Genomic DNA, 25,195 nt, shown 5'->3' on the forward strand with positions numbered 1-25,195 from the left:
GTGGACTTACGCGGCCGGCGCGTCGGCGCCGTCCGAGGTCGGTTCGGGGAGTTCGATGTCGGTGGCCTCGCCGTCGCCGGCGGCCAGAGACTTCACGTAGATCGGTGCCAGCGGCGCTTCCTGCACGATCTCGAGCAGCTGTTCCTTGGCCAGTTCGAGGATCGACAGGAAAGTGACCACCACGCCCAGGCGGCCTTCCTCGGCGTTGAACAGGGTCTCGAAGCCGTGGAACTGGCCGTCGCCCAGCTTCGACAGCACCTCGCCCATGCGCTGGCGGACGCTCAGGGCCTCGCGCTTGATCGCGTGGTGGGTGAACAGCTCGGCGCGCTTGAGCACGTCGCGCAGGGCCAGCAGCATCTCGCGCAGGTCCACCGGCGGCGGCACCTTGACCGCGGCCCGCTCCGGTACGTGGGCGTGCACGACGGCGGTGTCGCGGTCCAGGCGGTCGAGGCCGTCGATGTCCTCGGCGGCCTTCTTGAAACGCTCGTACTCCTGCAGGCGGCGCACCAGCTCGGCGCGCGGGTCGCCTTCCAGGCCTTCCTCGGCGGGCGGGCGGGGCAGCAGCATGCGCGACTTGATCTCGGCGAGCATGGCGGCCATCACCAGGTACTCGGCGGCGAGGTCGAAGCGCAGGTCCTGCATCACTCCGATGTATTCGACGTACTGCCGGGTGATCTCGGCGACGGGGATGTCCAGGATGTTCAGGTTCTGCCGGCGGATCAGGTAGAGCAGCAGGTCCAGCGGGCCCTCGAAGGCCTCGAGGATGACTTCCAGCGCGTCCGGCGGGATGTACAGGTCCTGCGGCATCTGCAGCACCGGCTGGCCCAGGACCATCGCCAGCGGCATTTCCTGCTGCTGGGGCGGCACGGGGAAGGTCGGATGCTCCGCTTCGGGCGCGGTGTGTTCGCTCATCGCAGGCTCATGGCAATCGGTGGTGCTCTCATCGAGCGGGGCCCCCTCCGGGCCGGGGTGGTGCGGGACATCGGCGGATCGGACTAGAGGGCGACCGGGTGGAAACCCTGGCGCACCACCACGGGTTGATCGCCCGTGCAGTCCACGATGCTGGTCGGGCCGGGCTCGCAGTCCTCGGCATCCAGCATCACATCGGCCCAGCGCAACCAGCGCTCGGCTACCCCTTCGGCCTCGTGGCTGGTCGGATGCGGATCATCCGGCAGCACCAGGCTGGTCGACAGCAAGGGCTCACCCATCGCTTCCAGCAAGGTCCTGGCGACCACGTGGTCGGGCAGGCGTATGCCGATGTCGCGGCGCTTGCTGCGGCCGCTGTTCTTGATGCGCTTGGGCAGGTCCGCGGAGGCCGGAAGGATGAAGGTGCAGGGTCCGGGGGTCAGCGATCGCATCAGCCGGAAGGCCGGATCGTCGAGCCGGGCCAAGCGGCCGGCCTCACTCAATTGCCGACAGAGTAAGGTGAAAGGGTGTCGGCTGTCCAGCTCGCGCAGGCGCTGGACGCGCTCCTCGGCCTCCTTCCCGTTCAGGGTCCAGACCAAGGAGTAGCCCGCGTCGGTGGGCAGCAGCGCCAAGCCTCCGGCCCTCAGGATGCCCGCCGCCTTTTCGACGAGGCGGGCCTGGGGATTGATGGGGTGCACGCTGAGACGTTCGGACATGCCCCGATTGTGCCCGTCCCGTCCGCCCGGAGCGAGGGCGATGCACCCCGGGCGCCGGCTGGGCTAGATTGGCGGCCCACGAAGCCATCTCCTCGACGCATGCGCCTGTCCATCCTGATGTTCCTGGCGTTCGTGCCCGGGCTGGTCGCCGCGGACGCCCCGTCGGCGCCGGTTCCGCTCGAGCACTTCATCCAGCCCAACGATTTCGACATGCTGCGCATCTCGCCCGATGGCGAGCACTACGCGGTGTCCGTGCCCTACGGCGACCGCACCGCGCTGGCGGTGCTGCGGGCCAGGGACCTCAAGCAGACGGCCTTCGTCACCTTCGCGCGCGATGCCCATGTCTCCGGCTTCGTCTGGGTCAACCCGCGGCAGATCGTCTACTCGGTCGCCAGCCAGGGAGGCCGCCTGGCGGCGCCCCGCGAGACCGGCTACCTGTATCGCGTCAACGCCGACGGCAGCGGCGCCCAGCCGGTCAATGCCAAGGTCCGGATGTGGCTGGCCGACGAGCTGCGGGACGACGACGACCGGATCCTGGTCGGCTACGTCGACTCCTGGGGTTCGGGTGTGGGCAAGGTCCGGCTTGACACGGGCGAGATCGATTACATCAGCACCCGGTCGCCGCTCAGCGGCACCGACGTGTACTTCGACCACGCGGGCGAACTGCGCCTGGTGTCGGGTTACTGGAACCGCGAACACACGCCGCGCCTTTACCTGAAGAAGGGCGGCGTGGAGTGGCATCACGTCAACGTCCAGGAGCGCACCGGCGATTCGGTCGACGTGCTGGGTTTTTCCGCCGACAACCGGCTGGCCTACCTCGCCGTGGGCCGCGGGTCCGGCACCGTCGGGCTCGAGACACTGGACTTGGAAACCCATGTGCGGGCGCCCCTGCTCGAAGGGCAGCGCGTCGACCTCAACAGCGTGCTCAGGTCCCCTGTCGACGGGGGCGTCATCCTCGCGCGTTACCTGGACGGCAAGCCCAAGCTGCTGCCCGTACGCCCGGAGGACCGATTCACCCGCGAACTCCTGAAGCTCGAGCGCGCCTTTCCCGATGCCTACGTCCAGCCCACTTCCTACACGCGGGATGGCGGCAAGGGGGTCTATCTGGTGTCATCGGACGTCAATTCCGGCGACTTCTATCTGGTCGACCACCAGGCGGGGAAGGCGGCGCTCATCGCCTCGCGCAACACGCGGCTCGATCCCGAACGCATGGCAACGATGCGGCCGTTCCGGTTCAAGGCCCGCGACGGCGAGGAGATCGAAGGTTTCCTGACGGTGCCGCGTTCGGCGGGCGGCGAGCCGGCGCCGATGGTGGTGATGCCGCATGGGGGACCGAAGGGCATATTCGACATCTGGGGCTTCGACCAGGACGTGCAGATCCTCGCCAGCCGGGGTTACGCGGTGCTGCAGGTGAACTTCCGCGGGTCCGGCAACTATGGCCGCCGCTTCCGCGAGCTGGGCAACGGCGAGTGGGGCGGCAAGATGCAGGACGACGTCACCGACGCCACCCACTGGGCGTTGGCCCAGGGCGTGGCGGCGCCGGGGCGCATCTGCATCTATGGCGCGAGCTACGGCGCCTATTCGGCGATGATGGGCCTGGTGCGCGAGCCCGGGCTCTACGCCTGCGGCATCGGCAACGTCGGGGTTTACGACCTGCCGCGCATGTATCGCGAGGATGCCTGGGGGACCTATTACAGCCGCGAGTACATCGACACCATGTTCGGCGACATGGACCGCAAGGCGCGGTCGCCGGTCAACCGGGCGGCGGAGATCAAGGTGCCGGTACTGCTGGGTGCGGGAGAGATGGATTCGATCGCGCCCGTGGCCCACACGCGCGACATGCACAAGGCCTTGTCCAAGGCCGGCAGGGAAGTGGAGATGGTTACCTATCCCGGCGAAGCGCATGGTTATGCGCTGGCGAAGAACGAACTCGACTGGCAGAGGCGCGTGCTGGCCCTGCTGGACCGCACCATCGGCCGGCCCGGGAAGCCGGCCGCCCCGAGCCCCTGAGGAGGCGCGCAGATGTGGTATCTGATCCACGGCACCGATCACCCCAACTCGCTGGAAGGCCGCAAGGCCGCGCGTCCGGCCCATCTCGCGCGGCTGGAGTCGCTGCGTGACCAGGGCCGGCTGAAGCTGGCCGGGCCGTTGCCGGCCATCGACGCCGAGGATCCGGGTCCCGCCGGCTTCACCGGCAGCGTGATCGTGGCCGAGTTCCCCTCGCTGCAGGACGCGCGCGCCTGGGCCGATGCCGATCCCTATGTCGCGGCCGGCGTCTACGCCCGCGTCGACGTCCGTCCGCTCAAGGTCGTGCTGCCGTGAGCCTGCCGCGCGAACAGCGCCCGGCGGCGATCCGCGCCGCCCTGGAGCAGGCGCTGCGACCCACGGCGCTGGAGGTCGTGGACGAGAGCCACAAGCACGCCGGCCACGCCGGCGCCCGGGACGGCCGCGGCCATTTCGCGGTGCACATCGTCAGCGAGGCCTTCGCCGGCCTGGCGCCCCTGGCCCGGCACCGCCGGGTCTACGCGGCCCTGGGCACGATGATGGAGACCGACATCCACGCCCTGTCGATCCAGGCCCGGACCCCCACCGAAGCGGGCTGAGCGGCCGGGCTGGGCGGCCCCGCGGCCGCTGGTATACTGCCCCACGGCCGCGTGCCGGGGACCGCGCTCTGCCAATGGAATCAATCACTTGGCATGGGCTGCGGACCCGTTCGCGAGCTTCCCCTGGACCCTGCGGCGGAGCGTGAAGACGCTCCGGTGCCGGCCGGCTCGACCGGCTGCTTGAGAACCCCGACGAATGCGCCTTTCCACGATCAAGCTGTCCGGCTTCAAATCCTTCGTTGACCCCACGGTGCTGCACCTGCCGACCAACATGACCGGCGTCGTCGGTCCCAATGGTTGCGGCAAGTCGAACATCATCGATGCGGTGCGCTGGGTGATGGGCGAAAGTTCGGCCAGCCGCCTGCGCGGCGATTCGCTCACCGACGTGATCTTCTCCGGCTCGTCCTCGCGCAAGCCGGTCAGCCAGGCCCAGGTCGAGCTGATCTTCGACAACTCCGAGGGCAGCATCGGCGGCGAGTACGCGCGTTACGCGGAAATCTCGGTCAAGCGCTCGGTCAGCCGCGACGGCCAGAGCAACTATTACCTCAACGGCGCCCGCTGCCGCCGCCGCGACATCACCGACCTGTTCCTGGGCACCGGCCTGGGCGCGCGCAGCTATTCGATCATCGAGCAGGGCATGATCAGCCAGATCATCGAGGCCCGGCCCGAGGACCTGCGCGTCTACCTGGAGGAAGCCGCCGGCATCTCCAAGTACAAGGAGCGCCGCAAGGAAACCGAATCGCGCATCAAGAGCACGCGCGAGAACCTCGACCGCCTCAACGACCTGCGCGAGGAAGTCGACAAGCAGCTCGAGCACCTCAAGCGCCAGGCCCGCGCCGCCGAGCAGTACCAGACCCTGCAGGCCGAGCGCCTGAACAAGGACGCCCAGCTCAAGGCGCTGGAATTCCGCCGCTACGACGCCGACCTCAAGGCCCTGCACGATTCGCTGACCCAGGACGAGATCAAGCTGCAGTCGCTGCTGGCCGACCAGCGCCAGGCCGAAGCGCAGATCGAAGCCTGCCGCGGCCAGCACGGCGAGGCCAGCGAACGCCTGGGCCGCGCCCAGGCCGAGGTCTACCGCGTCGGCGGCGAGCTGGCCCGCATCGAACAGCAGATCCATCACCAGAAGGAGCTGCGCCAGCGCCTGGAAACCGCGCGCGCTGAAGCCGACGCCGCCTTCGCCCAGATCGGCGAGCACATCAGCGGCGACGAGCGCCAGATGGGCGAGCTGCACAATGCCATCGCCGCCGCCGACCCCCGGCTCGAGGCGCTGCGCGCCGAAGACGCCGGCCGCCAGGACGCGCTCAAGGCGGCCGAGACCGCGCTGCACGACTGGCAGCAGCGCTGGGACACCTATGCCAAGGCGCAGGCCGAAGCCGCGCGCTGGGCCGAGGTCGAGCGCACCAAGATCGAATACCTGGAAAAGCAGGCGCTCGACGCGGGCCGCCGCCGCGAGGCCCTGGCCAATGAACGCACCGGCCTGGACACCGCCGCCATCACCGAGGCCCTGGCCCGCCTGACCGCCGACCACGACGGCCAGAAGGCCGGCCTGGACGGCCTGGGCGAAACGCTCGAACAGCGCAAGGCCGCGTTGACCGCGCTGCAGGAACAGCAGCGCCAGCAGCAGAGCGAACTGGCCGACGTGCGCAAGCAGGGCCAGGCCGCGCGCGGCCGCCTGTCCTCGCTCGAGGCGCTGCAGCACGCCGCGCTGGGCCAGGAAAAGAACGTCGCGCTGGACTGGCTCAAGGCCCAGGGCATCGCCGACAACGCCCGTCTGGGCGAGGCGCTGCAGGTCGAGGCCGGCTGGGAGACTGCCGTCGAGACCGTGCTCGGCAGCCTGCTCGAGGCCGTCACCGTGGACGCGCCGTCGGAGTGGCTCGATGCGCTCGCCAGCCTCGGTCAGGGCCGCGTCGCCCTGGTCAGCGGCGAGAACCGCGGCATCCAGGTGCCCGCCGGTTCACTGGCCGCGAAGGTGCAGGGCCCCGACGCCGTGCGCCGCCTGCTGGCGAACATCCACGCGGCCGACGATGCGTCTGCCGCGCGCGCCGTGTCACTGGGCGAGAACGAGGCCGTCATCACCCGCGGTGGTGAGTGGCTCGGCGGCGGCTGGCTGCGCGTGTTGCGCAGCGGCGATGCCCACCAGGGTGCGTTGGCCCGCGAGCGCGAGATCCAGTCTTTGCGCGCCGAGATCGAGGCGCTGGCCAAGAAGGAAACCCAGCTCAACGAAGGCCTGACGGCGATGCGCGACAGGCTGCTCGAGGCCGAGCAGCACCGCGAGGACGCCCAGCGTTCGCTGTACCTGGCGCACCGCAGCGTGTCGGAACTCGCCGGCCAGCTGCAGGGCCAGAAGAGCCGGCTCGAATCCGCCCAGGCCCGCGTCGCCCGCATCGACGGCGAGCTGGCCACGCTCGGAACGACGCTCGAGGAATCGCAGACCAATGCCCGCGAAGCGCGCGGCCGCCTCGAGCAGGCCGTGGCCAAGATGGGCGACCTGGAGGCCGAACGCCAGCGCCTGGACGCAGAACGCCGCAGCCTGGGCGAACAGCGCGACGCCGCCCGCAACACCGCCCGCGAGGCCCGCGAGGCCGCGCACCAGCTGGCCCTGTCGCTGGAATCCCAGCGCGCCCGCGTGGTCGCGCTCAGCCAGTCGCTGGCGCGCATGGGCAACCAGAAGGCGCAGCTCGAAGTGCGCCTGAACGAACTCGTCGCCCAGCTCGCCGACGGTGACGCGCCGGTCGTGGCCCTGCAGGCCGAGCGGCAGTCCGCGCTCGACCAGCGCGTCATCGTCGAGAAGGACCTGGCCGCCGCGCGCTCGAGCGTCGACGGCATCGAGGCCGAGATGCGCGGTTACGAGCAGACCCGCCAGCAGCGCGACCAGCAGGCGCTGGCCCAGCGCGAGGCGATCTCCGCCCGCCGCATGGAAGAACAGGCCCTGAGCCTGCGCGCCGGCCAGCTGTCGGAAGCCGTGGCCGCCGCCGGCCTGGCGCTGGAGGACGTGCTGGCCTCGCTGCCGGAGAAGGCCGATCTCGAGGGCTGGCAGAAGAACCTGGCCGACATCGACGCCAAGATGCGCCGCCTGGAGCCGGTCAACCTGGCCGCGATCCAGGAATACGGCGAGCAGAGCGAGCGCAAGACCTACCTCGACGCCCAGAACACCGACCTCACCTCGGCGCTGGAAACCCTGGAAGGCGCGATCAAGAAGATCGACAAGGAAACCCGCGGCCGCTTCAAGGAAACCTTCGACCGCGTCAACGCCGGCGTGCAGGAACTCTATCCGCGCCTGTTCGGCGGCGGCCACGCCTATCTCGAGCTCACCGGCGAAGACCTGCTCGACACCGGCGTGTCGATCATGGCGCGCCCGCCGGGCAAGCGCGTGTCCAACATCTCCCTGCTTTCGGGCGGCGAGAAGGCGCTGACCGCGGTGGCGCTGGTGTTCGCGATCTTCCGCCTCAACCCGGCGCCGTTCTGCCTGCTCGACGAGGTGGACGCGCCGCTGGACGAGGCCAACGTCGGCCGCTTCAGCAGCATGGTCACCGAGATGAGCGAGAAGGTGCAGTTCCTGTTCGTCACCCACAACAAGGCGACGATGGAAGCAGCCAAGCAGCTCTCCGGCGTCACCATGCGCGAGCCGGGCTGCAGCCGACTGGTGTCGGTGGACCTGGCCGAGGCCACGCGCCTGGTCGGCGCGGCCTGACCTGACCGGCGAAATCGGGCATCATTCCGCTGGGCCGCCCCCGCGGCCCTGAAGGCACACAGGGAGAGGCGCCATGTTCGAAGGACTCAGCGACACCGCGCTGCTGCGCATCGCCATCGGCGCGGCCGCCCTGATCCTGTTCGCGGTGATCGTCTTCACCAGCCGCAAGAAGCCCGGTCAGCAGGGCAAGCGCCACCTGCCGGCGCGCAGTGAAGCCACCGGCCCGCGCCAGGAGCCGACCCTGCGCGAGATCCTCGAAGCCGACGCCGACACCGGCGACGGCAATGCCGCGATCGAACAGTCCGAACTCGACCTGCTGGAAAAGACCCTGGCCGGCGAGCCTGTGCCGGACCGCCGCCCGGCGCCGGCGCCGATGCCGGGCGCCCGCCCGGACGAGAACTTCGACAAGGTCGTCAGCCTGTTCCTGGCCGCCCGCGCCGGCCAGGCGCTGCACGGCCCGGACCTGGTGGTCGCGGCCGAGAAGGCCGGCCTGATCTATGGCCACATGAACATCTTCCACCGCCTGGTGGACAACCACCCGGAGCAGGGCCCGGTCTTCAGCGTCGCCAACCTGGTCAAGCCGGGTTCCTTCGACATGAGCCACATCCAGGACCTGCGCACGCCGGGCATCAGCTTCTTCATGGCGCTTCCGGGCCCGCTGTCGGCGCTCGACGCCTGGGACGCGATGCTGCCCACGGCCCAGCGCATGGCCGAACTGCTCGACGGCGTGCTGCTGGACGAGGAGCGCAACGCGCTCGGCCGCCAGCGCATCGCCCACATCCGCGAAGACCTGCGCAACTACGACCGCAAGCAGCAGAAGTGGGACCTGCGCACCACCCGCTGAGGCCGCGATGAGCACGCCCGCCGCCCGCGCCGCCGAACTGCGGCGCCAGATCGAGGACGCCAACCACCGCTACCACGTGCTCGACGATCCGGCCATTCCGGACGCGCAGTACGACGCGCTGGTGCGCGATCTCGAAGCGCTGGAGGCCGCGCATCCGGAGCTGGTGACGGCCGATTCGCCGACCCATCGGGTCGGTGGCGCGGTGCTGCCGTTCTTCGAACAGGTGCAGCACGAACAGCCGATGCTGTCGCTCAACAACGCCTTCAGCGACGAAGAAGTGCGCGAGTTCGTCGCACGCATCGAGAAGGCGCTGGGCGTGTCGGAGCCAGAGTTCTCGGTCGAACCCAAGCTCGACGGCCTGGCGATCAGCCTGCGTTACGAGGACGGTGTGTTCGTGCGCGGCGCGACCCGCGGCGACGGCGCCACCGGCGAGGATGTCACGGCCAACCTGCGTACCGTCAAGGCCATCCCGCTGCGCCTTCGCGGCGACGCGCCGGCCGTGCTGGAAGTGCGCGGCGAGGTCTATATGCCGCGCGCAGGTTTCGAGGCCTACAACCGGCGCATGCGTGAGAGCGGCGGAAAGGTGCTGGCCAATCCGCGCAACGGCGCGGCGGGCTCGCTTCGGCAGCTCGATCCCAAACTCGCGGCCGCACGGCCGCTGGCATTCTATGCCTATGGGCTGGGTGTCGTTTCGGGCTGGGAACTGCCCGAGCGCCATTCGAAGATGCTGCACGCGCTGAAGGATTTCGGCTTCCCGGTGTCGCCGGAAGTCGGCGTGGCGCGCGGCACGCAGGGGCTGCTCGACTATTTCGCGAAGGTCGGCGCGCGCCGCGATGCCTTGCCCTACGACATCGACGGTGTCGTCTACAAGCTCGACCGCTACGACCAGCAGAACGCGATGGGCTTCGTCTCTCGCGCGCCGCGGTGGGCGATCGCGCACAAGTTCCCGGCCCAGGAACAGCTGACCACGGTCGAGGCGATCGAGGTCCAGGTCGGCCGCACCGGCGCGCTGACGCCGGTGGCGCGGCTGGCGCCGGTGCAGGTGGCGGGCGTCACCGTCACCAACGCCACCCTGCACAACGCCGACCAGATCGCACGCCTGGACGTCCGCGTCGGCGACACCGTGATCGTGCGCCGCGCCGGCGACGTGATCCCGGAAGTGGTGCGCGTGATCGAGGACAAGCGCCCGGTGGATGCGAAGGGCAGGGCGCTGCACGGGCCCTACGAATTCCCGGCCAACTGCCCGGCCTGCGGTTCGCATACCGAAGCGGTGCGGAAAGTCCTGAAGCAGACCAAGGCCGGCGGCATCGAATACGCCGAGGGCGCGGCCATCGTCTGCACCGGCGGCCTGTTCTGCCCGGCGCAGCGCAAGCAGGCGCTGATCCACTTCGCCTCCCGCCGGGCCATGGACATCGAGGGCCTGGGCGAACGATTCATCGAAGCCCTGGTGGATTTCGGCTACGTCAAGACGGTGGCCGACCTCTACCGGCTGCGGCTCGAGGACTTCCTGAAGATGAAACAGGAAGCCGACCAGCGCGACGGCACCGTGCCCGAGACCGTCAAGGCCGGAAAGATCGCCAGCAAGTGGGCCGAGAACCTGGTCGAGGCGATCGCCGCCAGCAAGGCGACCACGCTCGAACGCCTGCTGTTCGCGCTCGGCATCCGCGACGTCGGCGAAAGCACGGCGCGCACGCTGGCGCGCTATTTCGGCGCGCTCGATCCGATCCTGGCGGCCGACGAGGCGACCCTGGTCGAGATCCCCGACGTCGGCCCCGTGGTGGCTGCGCGCATCGCCGGCTTCTTCGCCGAGGCGCACAACCGCGAGGTGGTGCAGGCCCTGCGCGCCGCCGGCGTGCACTGGCCCGAGGGCGCGCCGCAGCGCTCCGCCGAAGGCCCGCTGGCCGGCAAGACCGTGGTGCTGACCGGTGCGCTGTCGGCGATGAGCCGCGACGAGGCCGGCGACCGCCTGCAGGCGCTGGGCGCCAAGGTGGCCGGCAGTGTTTCCAAGAAGACCAGCTTCGTCGTGGCCGGCGAGGCCGCCGGGTCCAAGCTCGAAAAGGCCCGGGAGCTGGGCCTCGAGGTCTGGGACGAGGCGATGCTGCTCGACTTCCTGAACAAAAACGAAGGCGGCTGAGCGGGCCGCATCCGGGCGTCGCCGCCGGGGCGTAGAGTACTCGCCATGAAAGACTGGAAACCGACCGCGAACGCCAAGGCCCTGCGCCTGCGGGCCGAACTCTATGCGCTGTTCCGGCGCTTCTTCGCCGAACGCGGCGTGCTGGAAGTGGAGACGCCGGTGCTGTCGGCGGCCGGCAACACCGATCCGAACATCGAGAGTTTTTCGCTGCGCTTCGACGGCCCGAAGGCGGCCGGCGAGCCGCTGCGCTGGCTGCGCACGTCGCCCGAATTCCCGCTCAAGCGCCTGGTCGCGGCCGGCATCGGCGACTGCTACGAACTGGGCCGGGTGTTCCGCAACGGCGAAGCCGGCAAGCGTCACAACCCCGAGTTCACCATGCTCGAGTGGTACCGCGTCGGCTGGGACCACCAGAAGCTGATGGACGAGGTGGCGGAGCTGCTGAAGCTGGCCCTGGCGCTGGCCGGCCGCCGCGCCACAGTGCGCGACACCAGCTTCCGCCAGCTCTACCAGGACAAGTTCGGCTTCGACCCGATGGAGGCCTCCGAAGCGGACCTGCGTTCGCCGCTGGGCGTCTACGACATCGACCCGAAGGGCCTGACCCGCGACGACTGGCTCGACCTGCTGATGACCCACCTGATCCAGCCCAGCATTCCCGCCAACCGCATCCTGCTGGTCTACGACTACCCGGTGAGCCAGTGCGCGCTGGCGAAGATCCGCCCCGGCACGCCGCCGGTCGCCGAACGTTTCGAGGCCTACCTGGGCCCGCTCGAGATGGCCAACGGTTACCACGAGCTGACCGACCCGGCCGAGCAGCGCGCGCGGTTCGAAACCGACCTGGCCCGGCGCCGCGCCCGCAACGCCGCCGCGCCGGCGCTGGACGAGCGGCTGCTGGCCGCGCTGCCGAAGCTGCCGGCCTGCGCCGGGGTCGCCCTCGGGGTGGACCGGCTGATGATGGCCCTGCTGGGAACCGACAAGATCGGCGACGTGATGGCCTTCCCCTTCGACCGGGCATGAATCGCGGGTAAGCGCCGCGGCCAGCGGCCGCCGCGATTGGCCGTCGATTCATCCGCCGGGCCCTAGATTCCCGGCCGTGCGGCCCCGGTGGGTCGACGCCATGGAGATCCGACATGAAACGCTGCCTGTTCGCCTTGCTTGCCCTCGCCGCCGCCGTGCTGCCGATCGCTGCCTCGGCGGACGACCGTTACGATGATCGTTACGGCTACAACGACCGCTACGACGATCGATATGACGACCGCTACGACGGGCGTTACGGTGGCCGCAATCTCGTCGCCTGCCACTCCAACGATCGCCGCACCCAGATCTGCGCCGTCGACACCCGCGGCGGCGTGCGCCTGGTGCGCCAGGAGTCGCGAGCCGCCTGCATCCAGGGCCGCACCTGGGGCGCCGACTATCGCGGCATCTGGGTCACCAATGGCTGTCGCGCGACCTTTGCGGTCGGCCGCGGCCAGGGCCGCCCCGGTCATGGCCGGCCGGATTACGGCCATGGCCCGGGCTACGGCCACGGTGTCCGCACCGTGCGCTGCGAATCCAACGACAACCGTCCGCGCTTCTGCCCCGTGCCGGGCGGCGTGCGCCGCGCCCAGGTGTCCTACCAGCGCAGCAAGGCGCCCTGCGACTACAACTACAGCTGGGGCTACCGCCGCGATGGCATCTGGGTGGAGCGCGGTTGCCGCGCCGATTTCCAGGTCTTCTGAGCCTGCAGAGCGTTCCGATCGAAGCCCGGCCTCGCGCCGGGCTTCGTGTTTGCAGCGGACGGATTCAGTTCGGCCGTCTGCCGCGCGGCGTGGCTTTGCGCGCCGGCGTTTTTTTCGCGACGGCCTTCTTTTTCGGCGGCGCCAGCACGCTGCCGCCGGCCAGCTGGCGACCCAAGGCCGTGGCGAGCTTGAGCGGCGGCATCGCCAGCGCCAGCGCCTCGGCGCTCCAGGCCTTGAGCGTGGACGGCGCAAGCCGGAGGGCGCCTGCCAGCGGTGCCGGCAGCCAGTCGGCACCCGCCTTGCGCAGCCGGCAGACGCTGTCGGCGTAGCGTCCGGCAGCCCAGGTGGCGGCGACGGCGCGCACGGTCGCCGTGACCAGGGGTTCGAGCGGTGTGTAGCGCATCAGCGGCGTGCTGACCGCCGACGGCAGCCAGCCGCGCAGCAGGCCGCGCAGGCCTTCGCGGGTGGCGAGCGGGCTGAGCACGGCCTGGGTCTGGGCCACGGCCAGCACGCCCTCGACTTCCCAGCCCGCGGGCTTGAGCTGGTAGCGCCGGTAGATCGATTCCACCAGGTGGCGCTGGATGTCCTCGGCCGATTCGCTGCTGCCGGCCCGGCGAACGCGCGCCGGCAGGAAAGGCTTGAGCAGGGGCAGGCGGTCGATGCCGACCTGCAGGGCGGCGCCGGCCCCGGCCTTGACGCAGGCGGTGTGCAGCATCGGCTCGATGCCGGCATCGAAGGCGGCGGACGTGCGCGGGGCGGGGCGGCGGGCAGTCATGGCCCGAGCATAACGCGGGGACCGTCGCCTGCGCCTTGCTAAACTCGGCGCCTGGACTTTCCGGAACCGCGCATGGACTTCGACCGCTACGACCGCATCCGCCCGATCCGCTGGCAGGGCGACCGCCTGTCCCTGCTGGACCAGCGCCGGCTGCCCTTCACCGTGGAGATGGTCGACTGCACCGACAGCGACGCAGTGGCGCGCGCCATCCACGACCTGGTGGTGCGCGGCGCGCCGGCCATCGGCATCGCCGCGGCCTGGGGCGCGGTGCTGGCGGGGCAGGGCGTGCAGGCCGCCGATGGCGCCGAGGCGCTGGTCCGACTGGGCCCGGCGCTGGACCGTCTCAAGGCCGCGCGCCCGACCGCGGTCAACCTGATGTGGGCGCTGGCCCGGGTGCGCCGCGCCCTCGCTGCCGCCGGCAGCGACTGGCTGGCCGTGCTGTCCGCCGAAGCCATCGCGATCGAGACCGAGGACCTGGCCGCAAACCGCTATATGGGCGCGCTCGGCGCCGCCCTGATCGCGCCGGGCAGCGGCGTGCTGACCCACTGCAACACCGGATCGCTGGCTACCGCTGGATTCGGCACCGCCCTGGGCGTGATCCGCGCCGGCGTGGCCGAGGGCCGGATCGAGCGCGTCTACGCCAGCGAGACCCGGCCCTGGCTGCAGGGCGCGCGGCTCACGGTCTGGGAGCTGCTGCAGGACGGCATCCCGGCCACCCTGATCGGCGACGGCGCCGCCGCCCACCTGATGAAGACTGGCGCCGTGCAGTGGGTCATCGTCGGCGCCGACCGCATCTGCGCCAACGGCGACACCGCCAACAAGATCGGCACCTATTCGCACGCCATCGCCGCGCGCCACCACGGGCTGAAGGTGATGGTGGTGGCGCCCTCGTCCACCGTGGACATGGACACCGCCCGCGGCGAGGACATCGAGATCGAGATGCGCGACCCGGCCGAACTGCTGTCCGTGGCCGGTACCCGGACGGTCGCCGACGGGGTCGAAGCGTGGAATCCCGTGTTCGACGTGACCCCTGCCGGACTGATCGACGCCATCGTCACCGAGCGGGGCGTGGTGACCGCTCCGGACGCGGCCCGCATGGCGGCCGTGTTCGGGGCCAAAATTCCGGGCTAAGTGCTTGTTTTCCGGCCTCTAGGCTGGCCCGTCGCGGGTCCGTTTCTGGTATCATTTTTCGTCCCTGAAAGCCCTGTCTGCGGCCCTGGCCGCGGCGCCCGCCCGAACGTCGAACACGGAAGCACGAATGGCAGATCTCGCTAAGGAAATCATCCCGGTCAACCTCGAAGACGAGATGCGCAAGAGTTACCTCGACTACGCCATGAGCGTGATCGTGGGCCGCGCGCTCCCGGATGTCCGCGATGGCCTCAAGCCCGTGCACCGCCGCGTCCTGTTCGCGATGAACGAACTGGGCACCCACAGCAACAAGCCGCACGTGAAGTCCGCCCGAATCGTCGGCGACGTCATCGGCAAATACCACCCGCACGGCGACGCCTCGGTGTACGACACCCTGGTGCGCATGGCGCAGCCGTTCTCGCTGCGCTACCTGCTGGTGGACGGCCAGGGCAACTTCGGCTCGATCGACGGCGACGCCGCCGCCGCCATGCGATACACCGAGGCGCGCATGACGCGCCTGACGCACGAACTGCTGGCCGACATCGACAAGGACACCGTCGACTTCCAGCCCAACTACGACGAGAAGGAGCTCGAGCCGACGGTGCTGCCGTCGCGCTTCCCGAACCTGCTGGTCAACGGCTCGGCCGGCATCGCCGTCGGCATGGCCACCAACATCCCGCCGCACAACCTCGGCGAAGTGATCGACGCGACCATCGCCCTGATCAACGACCCGGAAACCAGCATCAGCGACCTGATGCAGTACATGCCGGGCCCGGACTTCCCGACCGGCGGCATCATCAACGGCGCCGCCGGCATCCACGCCGCCTACCACACCGGCCGCGGCCGGGTGCGCGTGCGCGCCAAGGCCGAGGTCGAGGTGAACGAGGACAGCGGCCGCGAGGCCATCGTCGTCACCGAGCTTCCCTACCAGGTCAACAAGGCCCGCCTGATCGAGAAGATCGCCGAGCTGGTCAAGGAAAAGAAGATCGAGGGCATCAGCGAGCTGCGCGACGAGTCCGACAAGGACGGCATGCGCATCTTCATCGAGGTCAAGCGCGCCGAGTCGGCCGAGGTGCTGCTCAACAACCTCTACCAGCAGACGCCGATGGAATCGGTGTTCGGCATCAACGTCGTCGCCCTGGTGGACGGCCGTCCGCAGGTGCTCAACCTCAAGCAGATGCTCGAGGCCTTCGTGCGCCACCGCCGCGAGGTGGTGACCCGGCGCACCATCTTCGAGCTGCGCAAGGCCCGCGCCCGCGCCCACATCCTGGAAGGCCTGACGGTCGCGCTGGCCAACATCGACGAGATGATCGAGCTGATCAAGACCTCCGAGAACCCCGCGGTCGCCAAGGAGCGCATGCTGGCACGCGCCTGGGCCCCGGGCCTGGTCGGCGCGCTGCTGGGCGCCGCCGGCGCCGAGGCCTCGCGCCCCGAGGACCTGCCCGACGGCGTGGGCCTGGTCGACGGCAACTACGTGCTCACCGACGTCCAGGCGCAGCAGATCCTGGAGATGCGCCTGCACCGCCTCACCGGCCTGGAGCAGGAAAAGCTCACCGACGAGTACAGGCAGCTGCTGGAGACCATCCGCGGCCTGATCGAGATCCTGGAAAGCCCGGACCGCCTGCTCGAAGTCATCCGCACCGAGCTGCGCACCCTGCGTGACGAATACGCCGATGCCCGCCGCACCGAGATCCGCGCCGGCGAGGAAGACCTCGACGTGCTCGACCTGATCGCCTCGGAAGACGTCGTCGTGACCCTGTCGCACGCCGGTTACGCCAAGCGCCAGCCGCTGACGACCTACCGCGCGCAGAAGCGCGGGGGCAAGGGCCGTTCGGCCACGGCGGTGAAGGAAGAGGACTTCATCGACCGCCTGTGGGTGGTCAACACGCACGACACGCTGCTGACCTTCACCAGCACCGGCCGCGTGTTCTGGCTCAAGGTCTACCAGCTGCCCGACGCCGGCCCGAACTCGCGCGGCCGCCCGATCATCAACTGGATCCCGCTGCAGGAAGGCGAGAAGGTCCAGGCGGTGCTGCCGGTGCGCGAGTTCGACGACAGCCACTTCGTGTTCTTCGCCACCCGCGACGGCACGGTCAAGAAGACCCCGCTGAGCGAATACTCGCGCCCGCGTTCCACCGGCATCTGGGCCATCAACCTCGACGAGGGCGACGGCCTGGTGGACGTGCAGCTGACCAACGGCGAACGCGACATCATGCTGTTCGCCAGCAACGGCAAGGCTGTGCGTTTCGACGAGGGCGAGGTCCGGTCGATGGGTCGTACCGCCACCGGCGTGCGCGGCATGCGCCTGAAGGAAGACGGCGAAGGGCAGGGCGCCAAGGTCGTGAGCATGATCGTGGTGGACGGCGACGGCGACATCCTCACCGCCAGCGCCAAGGGCTTCGGCAAGCGCACCCCGGTGTCGGAGTACCCGAAGAAGGGCCGCGGCACCCAGGGCGTGATCGCGCTGCAGACCAGCGAGCGCAACGGCGACCTGGTCGGCGCGATCCAGCTGACCGAACAGCACGAGATCCTGCTGATCTCCGACCAGGGCACCCTGGTGCGCACCCGTGCGGCGGAAGTCTCCCAGGTCGGCCGCAACACCCAGGGCGTTACCCTCATGCGGGTGGCGGCCGACGAGGAGCTGATCGCCGTGGAGCGCGTGGACGTGCTCGACGTCGCCGACGAAGAGGCCGGCACCGTCACCGAGCCGTCGCAGCCGCAGCCGGAAGCTTGAGTCCGGCGGGCCGCGCGGAACTCTCCGCGCGGCCTGTACCCTAAGGCCGGTCTTCCGATGGAGTGCTGCATGCGCCCGACCCGCGTCGTCCTGGCTTCGTTCGTCCTGCCCCTGATCCTGGCCAGCGCGCCGGCCACGGCCCAGCCGGCGCCCGCGTCGGCTCCCGTCCGCGCCAGCGACGCCAACCGCATCTCCGAAGCGCGCGACCGCGTGCTGCCGGTCGTGGTCAGCATCCTCAACGTGCGCCAGGACTACCAGCAGGGCGAACCGGTGCTGAGCGTGTCCAGCGGCAGCGGCACCGTGGTGTCGGCCGAAGGCCACATCGCCACCAATGCCCATGTCACCCAGAACGGCAAGAGCTTCCGGGTGGTGTTCGCCGACGGCCGAGAGCTGCCCGCGCGCCTGGTCGGCACCGACACGCTTTCCGACCTCGCGGTGCTGCAGGCGATCCCGCCCAAGCCCGAGACCTTCGCCTACGCGCAGTTCGCCGATGTGCTCGACCTGCGACCCGGCGACACCGTGCTGGCCATGGGCGCGCCCTGGGGCCTTTCGAACTCGATGAGCGCCGGCGTGGTGAACAACCCGCGCCGCCTGTTGGTTTCGCTCTTCGACGACGAGGCCGACTATGAGGACCGCCTGGGCGCCGACGAGCCCACCGGCCGCTACTACGCCTGGATCCAGCACGACGCCGCCATCGCACCCGGCAACTCCGGCGGCCCGCTGGTGGACCTGAGCGGCCGCATCGTCGGCGTGAACACCCGCGGCATGATCTTCGGCGGCGACCTGGCCTTCGCCATTCCCGGTCCGGACGCCGGCGAGGTGGTGCGCGCCCTGATCGCCAAGGGCCGGATCGAGCGCGCGCATTTCGGCTTCCGGCTGCGTTCGCTCAAGGGCACGGGCAAAACGGACGGCGTGCTGGTGAATGCGGTCGAGCGCGGCTCGGCGGCGGAAAAGGCCGGCCTGCGCGCCGGCGACCTGGTGCTGGCGATCGACGGCCAGCCGGTCAGCGCGCCGCAGCCGGTGGACGTGCCGGCGCTGCAGCGCCGCCTGGCCGAGCTGAGCATCGGCAAGCCGGTGCAGTTGGACATCGACCGCGACGGCCAGGCCAGCCGCATCCGCCTGGTGGCCGCGGCCCAGCCCGAAGACCGCGGCGACGAGCGCGCCTTCCTGCCCTTCGGCCTGTCGGTGTCCGAGCTCACGCCGACCATGGGCCGCCGCCGCAACTTCGACGGTGCCCAGGGCCTGCTGGTCACCGGCATCCGCCCCGGCGGTCCGGCGGCCATCGCCCGCCCGGCGCTGGCCCAGGGTGACCTGATCCTGCGCGTCGGCGGCCAGCCGGTGCGTCGCCTGGCCGATCTGGAAGCCGTGGCCGGCCGCCCGCCCGCCGACGGCAAGCCGCTGGTGATCGAGTTCCAGCGCGAGGCCGAGCAGCGCCTGGCCCTGCTGTCGCCGATCCATGGCGACCGCGTGCGCACGCCGCTGCCCGAGCTGGCCAAGGCCTGGTCGGGTGTCGAGGTGCAGCCGGTGACGGCCTCGCTGGCGCGCGACCTGGGCCTGGCGGCGTCCGGCTTCCGCATCACCCGCGTGTATCCGGGCAGCCCGCTGGGCGCCGCCGGCGCCGAGGTCGGCGACCTGATCACGGCGATCGACGGCGAACCGCTGCGCGCCGCCAACGAAAACTCCGCCGACGGCTACCACCAGCGCGTGCGCGACCTGCTGATCGGCAGCCGCGCCGAGTTCAGCGCGCTGCGCGCCGGCAAGCCGCGCAGATTCGTGGTCACGCTGGCCGAATCGCCGACCAATACCTCCGGCCTGCGCACCCTGGCGCTGACCCGGCTGCGCGCCCAGCTGCGCGAGTTCGGCTTCTACGACCGCGCCGCGCGCCGCCTGCCGGCCAGCCAGGCCGGCGTGGTGGTGGACGGCGTCGAAACCGGCGGTCCGGCCGGCCTGGCCCATCTGCAGGGCGGCGACATCATCATCAGCCTGGCCGACCAGCCGGTGCGCGACCTGCCCGGACTGGCGGCGGCGCTGGACGTTGCGCTGGCCAAGGGCAATGGCAGCGTGATCCCGCTGCAGGTGCTGCGCGGTCCGGAAACCCGGATCCTCTATCTCGAACGCTACTGGCTCACGGAGAAGACGCCATGACCCTGGTCCGCCCCCTGGTGTTGACGGCCCTGTTGGCCCTGGTCCCCGCGCTTGCCGCCGCCGACACCGCTGCTGCCACCGCCGCCGAGCCCTTCGAGGACTACCGCGAGATCTACCGCGACCTGGTCGGGCAGCACGCCGAGGCCGTTGTGACGGTGAAGTTCGTGATGTCGGTGGTGAACTCGGGCAACGAGCAGCGCATCGAGGACCGCACCCAGGCGGTGCTGGTCAGCGACGACGGCCTGATGATCGTGCCCGACCGCTCGGTCAGCCTGGATTTCAGCACCTTCGGCAACGTCACGCCGGGCCAGGCCGCGCCGGTGGCCAAGTCCAGCGACTTCCGCGTGCGCCTGGCGGGATCCGAGGACTGGCTGCCCGCCGACCTGGTCACCCGCGACGCCGAACTCGGCCTGGCCTGGCTGCGCCTGCGCCAGCCGGCCGGCAAGCTCGATTACGTGGACCTGGCCGCCGGTATCAAGGCCGAGCCGGGCATGGCCTTCTTTTCCCTGCTGCGCACCTCCGACGAGTGGGGCGGGGTGCCGGTGTTCCGCCCGGGCCTGGTGCTGGGCGAAACCCGCACGCCGACCTTCCGCCTGCTGGTGGACGGCGTGCCCGGCCTGGCCTTCAGCCACGACGGCAAGCCGATGGGCTACGTGGACGTGGACCTGGCCTCGATGATGCGTTCGCGCAATACCGGCATGGGCATGGACATGGCCGACCTGGTGCTGCGCATGACGCCGGTGGACAAGGTCGCCGCCGCCACCGCGCAGGCGGCGAAGCTGCCGGTCGCCGGCGGGCAGTGAGTTTCCTGCACTGACCGTTTTTTTCGCCGAATCCGTGGCGGCGAACGGTCACGCCGCCGACCTATACTGGCCGCATCCCCCCGGGAGCTGGCCATGTTTTCCAATCGCGTTTTCCGCCGCGCCGCGGCGATCCTGATCCTTCTGTCCGCGGTGCTGGCCTTCGCCGGCTGCAAGCGCGACGCCAACCAGGTGCCGGAACTGCAGGATGGCGCGGTCGACGCCCGGCCCAAGGTCGAAGGGTTCGCCCTGGTCGCCGCCGGGCGCGGCACGCACGAAGGCCAGCTGGCGATCGAGCTGGAGTTCTCGCAGCCGCTGGCCGCGGGCCAGTCCTTCGACGAACTGCTGGTGGTGACCGGTCCGAAGGGCGAGGCGGTGAAGGGCAGCTGGGTGCTGGACGAGTCCGCGCTGAAGCTGCGCTTCCCCTACGTGGAGGCCAGCCAGGACTACAGCGTGGTGCTGCTTGCCGGCCTGTCCGCCGCCGACGGCAAAACCCTGGGCAAGGAAGACCGGCGCAAGGTCAACACCGGGCCGGTGGAGCCGGCGGTCGGTTTCGCTTCGCAGGGCAGCGTGCTGCCGGCGCGCGACACCCGCGGCCTGCCGGTGGTTTCGGTGAACGTGCCCGAAGTGGACGTCGAGTTCCTGCGCGTGCGCGACAGCGAAGTCGCGAACTTCTTCGTCAGCTACCAGCGCGGCGGCCGCCGCGGCGGCTGGGAGCTGAGCGACAGCGAGTGGCAGAACCGCGTCGCGATCAACAAGGTCGCCGACTCGGTTTACCTCAACCGCTTCGTGCTCGGCGGCGGCGAGAACGAGCGCCGGCTTAGCTACCTGCCGGTGCAGAACATCACCGAACTGCAGCAGCCGGGCCTGTATTTCGCGCTGATGCGCCGGGTCGGCGCCTACGGCGACGACTACGAAACCGCGATCTTCTTCATCAGCGACATCGGCCTGCACCTGCGCGCCTACGGCGACAAGGTGTTCGTGCACACCGCCTCGCTCAAGAGCGGCGATGCCGCCGGCGACGTGGCGCTGGAAGTGCTCGACCGCAAGGGCGAGGTGGTGGCGAAGGCGACCACCGACGGCGCCGGCAATGCGCTGGTCGGCTACAAGCTCGACGCCGGCCACGTGCTGGTAGCGCGCAGCGGTTCGGACGTGTCCCTGCTGCCGTTCAACCAGCCGGCGCTGGATCTCTCCGAGTTCGCGGTGGCGGGACGGCCACAGGCCTGGTTCGACGTGTTCGCGTGGTCGGGCCGCGACCTTTACCGCCCCGGCGAGACCGTGCGCATCTCGGCGCTGATGCGCGATTTCGACGGCCGCGCGGTGAAGGCGCAGCCGCTGTTCCTGAGCCTGAAGCAGCCCGACGGCAAGGTCTTCCTGGAAACCCAGCTGGCGGCGGGCGAGGGCGGTTACTACGCCTGGAGCCAGGCGCTGCCGGCCGACGTGCCGACCGGCCGCTGGCAGGTGGAGTTCCGCACCGCGCCGGGCGCCGCCGAAGTGGTGCAGGGCATGAGCCTGCGCATCGAGGAGTTCCTGCCCGAGCGCATGAAGCTGGAGCTGTCCTCCGCCCAGGCCACGCTGCGGCCCGGCGAGAAGCTGACCGTGGACGTCGACGCCGCCTACCTCTACGGCGCGCCGGCCGCGGGCAACCGCTTCACGGCGCGCCTGGCGGTCTCGCCCGAACAGCATCCGGTCGAGCAGTACCCCGACCATTTCTTCGGCGACCCGACGATCACCCTGCCCAAGGACGCCAAGGACGTGGTGGACGAGGCGCTGGCCGGCAACGGCCGCCTGCGCACCCAGCTCGCACTGCCCGAGGAAGCCTCCAATCCGGGCGCGCCGGTCGCGGTCGTGGTCACTGGCAGCGTCTACGAAAGCGGCGGCCGACCGGTCAGCCGCAGCCTCAAGCGCAGTGTCTGGCCGGCCGCCGAGCTGGTCGGCGCGCGGCCGCTGTTCGACCTAAAGGAAGGCGCGCCGGCCAACGGCGTGGCCGGGTTCGAGGTGCTGCGCAGCGACGCCACCGGCAAACTTTCCGCCGCCCCGGCGCTGAAGGTCAGCCTGGTGCGCGAACTGCGCGACTACCACTGGCGCCAGGACAGCGGCGGCTGGGGTTACGACTTCACCAGCCGCTACGAGACCGTCGAAACCCGCAGCCTGGCGACGCTGCCTTCGGGCGGCACCCGCATCGACTTCCCGGTCGAGTGGGGCGAATACCGGCTCGAGATCACCGATCCGGCCACCGGCCTGACCACGCGCCTGCCTTTCGTCGCCGGCTGGAGCTGGGACAACCAGAACCGCGGCCTCGACGCCCGCCCCGACAAGGTCAAGCTGGCCCTGGACAAGACCGCCTACCGCGCCGGCGACACGCTCAAGGTGACGGTGACGCCGCCGCAGCCCGGCCCCGGCATCCTGATCGTGGAAAGCGACCAGCTGCTGCACGTGCAGCCGCTGGAGGCCAAACCCGGCGCGACCTACGAGCTGAAGGTCACCGAGGCCTGGGAACGGCACGACATCTACATCACCGCCCTGGTCTTCCGCGGCGGTTCGGCGGTGGAGAAGGTCACGCCGGCGCGCGCCGTCGGCGTGGCCCACGTGCCGATGGACCGCGCCGCGCGCACCGTGCCGGTGACGGTCGAGGCGCCCAGGCAGACGCGTCCGGAACAGGCGCTGCCGGTGACCATCACCGCGCCCGCGCTGGCCGGAAAGACCGCATGGGCGACGGTGTCGGCGGTGGACGTCGGCATCCTCAACATCACGCGCTTCCCGGTGCCGGACGCGGCGAAACATTTCTTCGCCCAGCGCCGGCTCGGCGTGGACGCACGCGACCTCTACGGCCGCGTGATCGAAAGTTTCGAGGGCGAAGCGGCGACGCTGCGCTTCGGCGGCGACATGGCCCTGGCGGCCCTGCCGCAGGCGCGCCGGCCGACCGCGCGGGTGCAGACCGTGGACCTGTTCGCGGGCCCGGTGAAGCTCGACGCGCAGGGCCGCGCCAAGGTGGACGTGGAGGTGCCGGACTTCAACGGCACGCTGCGCGTGTCCGCGCTCGTCTTCAGCGACGAGGTCTACGGCCAGGGCAGCAGCGAGAGCGTGCTGCGTGCGCCGATCCTGGCCGAAGTCAGCGCGCCGCGCGCGCTGGCGCCGGGCGACCGCAGCACGGTCACGCTGGACCTGCAGAACTACACCGGCGCCGCCGGCGAGTTCAACGTCAGCCTCGACACCACCGGCCCGATCGCAGTGGCGGGCGAGCGCCGCAAGGTGGCGCTCGCCTCCGAGGAAAAGACCACGCTGACCTATGCGCTCAGCGGCACCGAAGGTTTTGGTGTCGGCACGCTGCGGCTGCGCGTGGAAGGCGGCGGCCATGCGGTCAACCGCGAGTTCGACGTGCCGGTGCGCGCGGCCTGGAGCGGCATCGTGCGTTCGCGCGCGCAGAGCCTGGCGCCGGATGCTTCGCTGTCGCTGGGCAGCGAGCTCGCCGCCGGGCTGATGCCCGGCACGGTGTCCGCACGCCTGACGGTGACGGCGGTGCCGCCGATCCCGTTCGCGCGGGCCCTGCAGGACCTGCTCGACTACCCCTATGGCTGCGTCGAACAGACCACCACCCGCGGCTACGCGGCCCTGCTGCTCGACGGCGACAGCGCGCGCCGCATGGGCTTCACCGGCCTGGATGAAACCGCAAGGCGCCAGCGCCTCGAGGGCGCCTTCAGTCGCCTGGCGGCACTGCAGACGGAAAACGGCCACTTCTCGATGTGGGGCGGCGACAGCAGCACGCCGATCCTGACCCCGTACATCGCCGAGTTCCTGCTCGGCGCGCGCGAGGCCGGGTTCGCGGTGCCCGAGGCGATGCTGCAGAAGGCGCTCGAACGCCTCAACGAGGACCTGCTCACCGGCGGCGTGCCCTTCTACGCCTACGACGAGTCCGACCACCTGCGCTTCGCCTACCAGGCCCAGGCCGGCTACGTGCTCGCGAAGGTCAACCGGGCACCGCTCGGCACCTTGCGCGCGCTCTACGACAACGAACGCGGCAAGGCCCGCACCGGCCTGCCGCTGCTGCAGCTGGGCCTGGCCCTGGTCATGCAGGGCGACGAGGCGCGCGGCACCAAGGCCATCAACGAGGCGCTGGCGAAGAAGGACGAGCGGCCGCGCTGGCTGGGCGACTACGGCAGCGAGCTGCGCGACCGCGCCCTGATGCTGGCCCTGCTGCGCGAGAACGGCCGCAGCGGCAAGCCGCAGGACGATCGCCTGCTGGCCCTGTCGCGCGACCTGCAGGCGCGTGGCGCCGAGCGCCACTACTGGCTCAGCACCCAGGAACAGATCGCCCTGGCGCGCCTGGGCCGGGCGCTGACGCTGGATGCGTCGAGCACCTTCTCCGGCCAGCTGGCCGTGGGCGGCGAGACCGACGAGCTCAGCGCCGATCGCCTGTTCAGCCGCGACTTCGGCATCGGCGACCTCAATGCCGGCGTGCGCTTCACCCCGACGGCGCAGGCGCCGGTGTTCGCCAGCATCGACGTGGCCGGCGTGCCGCGCACGGCGCCGGTGCCCGACGACAGCGCGATCAGCGTGCAGCGCACCTGGCACAACCCCGACGGCACGCCCTGGAAGCCGGGTCCGCTGAAGGAAGGCCAGGTGCTGGTGGCGGCCCTGCGCATCGAGGCCCGCGAGGCCATGCCCGATGCGCTGGTGGTCGACCTGCTGCCGGCCGGCCTGGAGGTCGAGAACCTCAACCTCACCGATCCGGCGCAGTGGGCCGACGTCACCGTCGGCGGCACCTCGCTGGGCGACCGCGGCGACGTCGCCGAGGTGCTGCACGAGGAATACCGCGACGACCGCTACGTGGCCGCGATCAAGCTCTACCAGGGCCAGACCACGCAGCTGTTCTACCTGGTGCGGGCGGTGACGCCGGGCACCTACGTCGTGCCGCCGCCGCAGGTCGAGGACATGTACCGGCCGGAGCTGCGTGGCGTCGGTCGCGCGGTGCCGGCGTCGGTGACCGTCGTGCAGCCCTGA

Annotated in this window: 16 protein-coding genes; 13 read left to right on the forward strand and 3 right to left on the reverse strand. The window is 70.5% G+C overall.

Annotated elements, in window-relative coordinates:
- Positions 1–6 precede the first annotated feature (6 nt).
- On the reverse strand, positions 7–912 hold the full coding sequence (locus E1B00_RS01240) for a segregation and condensation protein A (RefSeq protein WP_139444848.1): 906 nt from the start codon (positions 910–912) through the stop codon (positions 7–9).
- A gap of 83 nt (positions 913–995) precedes the next feature.
- The gene (locus tag E1B00_RS01245) at positions 996–1,622 is read right to left on the reverse strand and encodes an L-threonylcarbamoyladenylate synthase (RefSeq protein ID WP_139444849.1); all 627 of its coding nucleotides are present in this window, start codon (positions 1,620–1,622) and stop codon (positions 996–998) included.
- 99 nt (positions 1,623–1,721) lie between these two features.
- Here E1B00_RS01245 and E1B00_RS01250 point away from each other — a divergent pair, with 99 nt between their 5' ends.
- The 8 genes from E1B00_RS01250 to E1B00_RS01285 all read left to right on the forward strand — a co-directional run bounded on the left by E1B00_RS01250 (position 1,722) and on the right by E1B00_RS01285 (position 12,612).
- The gene (locus tag E1B00_RS01250) at positions 1,722–3,632 is read left to right on the forward strand and encodes an alpha/beta hydrolase family protein (protein ID WP_139444850.1); all 1,911 of its coding nucleotides are present in this window, start codon (positions 1,722–1,724) and stop codon (positions 3,630–3,632) included.
- 12 nt (positions 3,633–3,644) lie between these two features.
- Entirely contained in the window at positions 3,645–3,944 is a 300-nt protein-coding gene (locus tag E1B00_RS01255) for a YciI family protein (RefSeq protein ID WP_139444851.1), read from the forward strand.
- A gap of 2 nt (positions 3,945–3,946) precedes the next feature.
- Complete coding sequence (locus E1B00_RS01260) at positions 3,947–4,225, forward strand: BolA family protein (RefSeq protein WP_246048541.1); 279 nt, start codon at positions 3,947–3,949, stop codon at positions 4,223–4,225.
- A gap of 196 nt (positions 4,226–4,421) precedes the next feature.
- On the forward strand, positions 4,422–7,919 hold the full coding sequence (gene smc / locus E1B00_RS01265) for a chromosome segregation protein SMC (RefSeq protein ID WP_139444852.1): 3,498 nt from the start codon (positions 4,422–4,424) through the stop codon (positions 7,917–7,919).
- Between the two features lie 73 nt (positions 7,920–7,992).
- On the forward strand, positions 7,993–8,763 hold the full coding sequence (gene zipA, locus E1B00_RS01270) for a cell division protein ZipA (RefSeq protein ID WP_139444853.1): 771 nt from the start codon (positions 7,993–7,995) through the stop codon (positions 8,761–8,763).
- A gap of 7 nt (positions 8,764–8,770) precedes the next feature.
- Entirely contained in the window at positions 8,771–10,897 is a 2,127-nt protein-coding gene (gene ligA / locus E1B00_RS01275; RefSeq protein WP_139444854.1) for an NAD-dependent DNA ligase LigA, read from the forward strand.
- 45 nt (positions 10,898–10,942) lie between these two features.
- Positions 10,943–11,911 carry an EF-P lysine aminoacylase EpmA gene (gene epmA, locus E1B00_RS01280; RefSeq protein ID WP_139444855.1) on the forward strand — a complete coding sequence of 323 codons (969 nt, stop codon included), beginning with the start codon at positions 10,943–10,945 and terminating at the stop codon, positions 11,909–11,911.
- Positions 11,912–12,024: 113 nt separating this feature from the next.
- Positions 12,025–12,612 (forward strand): DUF3011 domain-containing protein, encoded by a 588-nt coding sequence (locus E1B00_RS01285; protein ID WP_139444856.1) that lies wholly within the window; start codon positions 12,025–12,027, stop codon positions 12,610–12,612.
- 64 nt (positions 12,613–12,676) lie between these two features.
- On the opposite strand, the gene E1B00_RS01290 is transcribed toward E1B00_RS01285, so the two are convergent.
- Entirely contained in the window at positions 12,677–13,387 is a 711-nt protein-coding gene (locus E1B00_RS01290; RefSeq protein WP_139444857.1) for a hypothetical protein, read from the reverse strand.
- A gap of 72 nt (positions 13,388–13,459) precedes the next feature.
- Here E1B00_RS01290 and mtnA point away from each other — a divergent pair, with 72 nt between their 5' ends.
- The 5 genes from mtnA (at position 13,460) to E1B00_RS01315 (ending at position 25,195) form a co-directional block, all read left to right on the forward strand.
- Complete coding sequence (mtnA, locus tag E1B00_RS01295) at positions 13,460–14,518, forward strand: S-methyl-5-thioribose-1-phosphate isomerase (protein WP_139444858.1); 1,059 nt, start codon at positions 13,460–13,462, stop codon at positions 14,516–14,518.
- 127 nt (positions 14,519–14,645) lie between these two features.
- Positions 14,646–17,249: a DNA gyrase subunit A gene (gene gyrA / locus E1B00_RS01300; RefSeq protein WP_139444859.1), complete on the forward strand. Its 2,604-nt coding sequence runs from the start codon at positions 14,646–14,648 to the stop codon at positions 17,247–17,249.
- 69 nt (positions 17,250–17,318) lie between these two features.
- Positions 17,319–19,394, forward strand: a complete 2,076-nt coding sequence (locus tag E1B00_RS01305) for a PDZ domain-containing protein (RefSeq protein WP_176693080.1) — start codon at positions 17,319–17,321, stop codon at positions 19,392–19,394.
- Positions 19,391–20,197, forward strand: coding sequence for a hypothetical protein (locus tag E1B00_RS01310; protein WP_139444861.1), 807 nt, complete (start codon positions 19,391–19,393; stop codon positions 20,195–20,197). Before E1B00_RS01305 ends, E1B00_RS01310 begins: the two co-directional genes overlap by 4 nt.
- 93 nt (positions 20,198–20,290) lie before the next feature.
- The gene (locus tag E1B00_RS01315) at positions 20,291–25,195 is read left to right on the forward strand and encodes an alpha-2-macroglobulin family protein (protein WP_139444862.1); all 4,905 of its coding nucleotides are present in this window, start codon (positions 20,291–20,293) and stop codon (positions 25,193–25,195) included.

Source organism: Arenimonas terrae, assembly GCF_006265115.1.
Taxonomy (GTDB): Bacteria; Pseudomonadota; Gammaproteobacteria; order Xanthomonadales; family Xanthomonadaceae; genus Arenimonas; species Arenimonas terrae.